At 50.6% G+C, this 3,685-nt stretch carries 3 tRNA genes and 2 rRNA genes; all 5 read right to left on the bottom strand.

The features are described from left to right. Positions 1–51: 51 nt before the first annotated feature. Positions 52–127: transfer RNA gene (locus tag KGF86_RS19130), tRNA-Lys, on the bottom strand. A 163-nt stretch (positions 128–290) separates the two neighbouring features. Continuing rightward, a tRNA-Thr gene (locus KGF86_RS19125) sits at positions 291–366 on the bottom strand. A 1-nt stretch (position 367) separates the two neighbouring features. Continuing rightward, positions 368–443, bottom strand: a tRNA-Val gene (locus tag KGF86_RS19120). Next, positions 444–559, bottom strand: a 5S ribosomal RNA gene (gene rrf, locus KGF86_RS19115). Between the two features lie 120 nt (positions 560–679). Beyond that, positions 680–3,600: ribosomal RNA gene (locus tag KGF86_RS19110) — 23S ribosomal RNA — on the bottom strand. Between the last annotated feature and the right edge of the window lie 85 nt (positions 3,601–3,685).

Here is a 3,685-nt window from a genome sequence, read left to right as displayed (position 1 = left end):
AGATCCTAAGTCTAGCGCGTCTGCCAATTCCGCCACACCCGCATATTTAAATGGTGAGCCATGAAGGATTCGAACCTTCGACCCTCTGATTAAAAGTCAGATGCTCTACCGACTGAGCTAATGGCTCATAGTAATGAGTGATTCTAAATTAAATTGAGCGTCCATTAAGGTTTACCCCTGCATCTCCAAGCATATTCAAGGATGTGTATGCTTCGGGGTTACTCGTAGCTTATTCGGTGGAAGTCTTGCTCGTTGCTCTACCGACTGAGCTAATGGCTCGTAGTGAAAAGTGGTGCCGGCCAGAGGACTTGAACCCCCAACCTACTGATTACAAGTCAGTTGCTCTACCAATTGAGCTAGGCCGGCATGGTGGAGGATACAGGGCTCGAACCTGTGACCCCCTGCTTGTAAGGCAGGTGCTCTCCCAGCTGAGCTAATCCTCCGCCTGGCGGCGTCCTACTCTCGCAGGGGCAATGCCCCAACTACCATCGGCGCTGAGAAGCTTAACTTCTGTGTTCGGTATGGGAACAGGTGTGACCTTCTCGCTATCGCTACCAGACATTGTCTTAAAATCAAGACAAGATATATTATATGCATTTCCAAAGAGAAATGCAAGGGTTTTTTTAAAATAATTATACCCTAAAAACTAAATAAGAGTAAACAAACGATATCAAATAAGTTAGTTAAGTCCTCGATCTATTAGTATCCGTCAGCTCCACGTGTCACCACGCTTCCACCTCGGACCTATCAACCTCATAGTCTCTAAGGGATCTTACTCACTCGAAGTGATGGGAAGTCTCATCTTGAGGGGGGCTTCATGCTTAGATGCTTTCAGCACTTATCCTTTCCACACGTAGCTACCCAGCTATGCTCCTGGCGGAACAACTGGTACACCAGCGGTGTGTCCATCCCGGTCCTCTCGTACTAAGGACAGCTCCTCTCAAACTTCCAACGCCCACGACGGATAGGGACCGAACTGTCTCACGACGTTCTGAACCCAGCTCGCGTACCGCTTTAATGGGCGAACAGCCCAACCCTTGGGACCGACTACAGCCCCAGGATGCGATGAGCCGACATCGAGGTGCCAAACCTCCCCGTCGATGTGAACTCTTGGGGGAGATAAGCCTGTTATCCCCGGGGTAGCTTTTATCCGTTGAGCGATGGCCCTTCCATGCGGAACCACCGGATCACTAAGCCCGACTTTCGTCCCTGCTCGACTTGTAGGTCTCGCAGTCAAGCTCCCTTCTGCCTTTACACTCTACGAATGATTTCCAACCATTCTGAGGGAACCTTTGGGCGCCTCCGTTACCTTTTAGGAGGCGACCGCCCCAGTCAAACTGCCCGCCTGACACTGTCTCCGAACCGGATTACGGTCCTGGGTTAGAAGGTCCATACAGCCAGGGTGGTATCCCACGGATGCCTCCACCGAAGCTAGCGCTCCGGTTTCTAAGGCTCCCACCTATCCTGTACAAGCTGCACAGACATTCAATATCAGGCTACAGTAAAGCTCCACGGGGTCTTTCCGTCCTGTCGCGGGTAATGCGCATCTTCACGCATAGTATAATTTCACCGGGTCTCTCGTTGAGACAGTGCCCAAATCGTTACACCTTTCGTGCGGGTCGGAACTTACCCGACAAGGAATTTCGCTACCTTAGGACCGTTATAGTTACGGCCGCCGTTTACTGGGGCTTCGGTTCAAAGCTTCGGGTAAACCCTAACTCATCCCCTTAACCTTCCAGCACCGGGCAGGTGTCAGCCCCTATACTTCGCCTTTCGGCTTCGCAGAGACCTGTGTTTTTGCTAAACAGTCGCTTGGGCCTATTCACTGCGGCTTCTCATGCAAGAAGCACCCCTTCTCCCGAAGTTACGGGGTCATTTTGCCGAGTTCCTTAACGAGAGTTCTCCCGCTCACCTTAGGATTCTCTCCTCGCCTACCTGTGTCGGTTTGCGGTACGGGCACCTATGATCTGGCTAGAGGCTTTTCTTGGCAGTGTGAAATCAGGAACTTCGCTACTATATTTCACTCCCCATCACAGCTCAACCTTACGCCAGGCGGATTTGCCTACCTGACAGTCTCACTGCTTGGGCGCACACATCCAGTGGTGCGCATTCCCTATCCTACTGCGTCCCCCCATCGCTCATAACGATCATGAGGTGGTACAGGAATATCAACCTGTTGTCCATCGCCTACGCCTTTCGGCCTCGGCTTAGGTCCCGACTAACCCTGAGAGGACGAGCCTTCCTCAGGAAACCTTAGGCATTCGGTGAAAGAGATTCTCACTCTTTTTTCGCTACTCATACCGGCATTCTCACTTCTAAGCGCTCCACCAGTCCTCACGGTCTGACTTCACAGCACTTAGAACGCTCTCCTACCATTGTTCGTAAGAACAATCCGCAGCTTCGGTGATACGTTTAGCCCCGGTATATTTTCGGCGCAGAGTCACTCGACCAGTGAGCTATTACGCACTCTTTAAATGGTGGCTGCTTCTAAGCCAACATCCTGGTTGTCTGTGCAACTCCACATCCTTTTCCACTTAACGTATACTTTGGGACCTTAGCTGGCGGTCTGGGCTGTTTCCCTTTCGTCTATGAACCTTATCACCCATAGACTGACTCCCAAGATAAAGTATCTGGCATTCGGAGTTTGACTGAATTCGGTAACCCGATGAGGGCCCCTAGTCCAATCAGTGCTCTACCTCCAGTACTCAACTCTTGAGGCTAGCCCTAAAGCTATTTCGGAGAGAACCAGCTATCTCCGTGTTCGATTGGCATTTCACCCCTACCCACACCTCATCCCCGCATTTTTCAACATACGTGGGTTCGGGCCTCCAGTCAGTGTTACCTGACCTTCACCCTGGACATGGGTAGATCACACGGTTTCGGGTCTACGACCGCATACTAATTCGCCCTATTCAGACTCGCTTTCGCTACGGCTCCGTGTCTTCCACTTAACCTCGCATACGATCGTAACTCGCCGGTCCATTCTACAAAAGGTACGCCGTCACACATTAACGTGCTCCGACTACTTGTAGGCACACGGTTTCAGGTTCTCTTTCACTCCCCTTCCGGGGTGCTTTTCACCTTTCCCTCACGGTACTGGTTCACTATCGGTCACTAGGTAGTATTTAGCCTTGGGAGATGGTCCTCCCGGATTCCGACGGAATTTCACGTGTTCCGCCGTACTCAGGATACACTCCGGAGAGAATTCCTTTTCGATTACAGGGCTGTTACCTTCTGCGGCTTACCTTTCCAGGTATCTTCATCTAAGGAATTCCTTTGTAACTCCGTATGGAGTGTCCTACAACCCCAAAAAGCAAGCTTTTTGGTTTGGGCTGTTTCCGTTTCGCTCGCCGCTACTCAGGAAATCGCATTTGCTTTCTCTTCCTCCGGGTAATGAGATGTTTCAGTTCCCCGGGTCTGCCTTCCATACCCTATGTATTCAGATATGGATACTGTTCCATTACGAACAGTGGGTTCCCCCATTCGGAAATCCTCGGATCGAAGTCTACTTACGACTCCCCGAGGCATATCGGTGTTAGTCCCGTCCTTCATCGGCTCCTAGTGCCAAGGCATCCACCGTGCGCCCTTATTCACTTAACTAATTATGAATAAGCGTTTCACTATATTAATAGCCTTGCTTTAAAGTTTGATGTCGTTGTTACTCTTATTTAGTTTTCAAGGTACA

This window comes from Ornithinibacillus massiliensis, from assembly GCF_018310345.1.
Taxonomy (GTDB): Bacteria; Bacillota; Bacilli; order Bacillales; family Amphibacillaceae; genus Ornithinibacillus; species Ornithinibacillus massiliensis.
The sequence above is the reverse complement of the archived record's forward strand: the minus strand, read 5'-3'. Positions and strand labels throughout refer to the sequence as shown.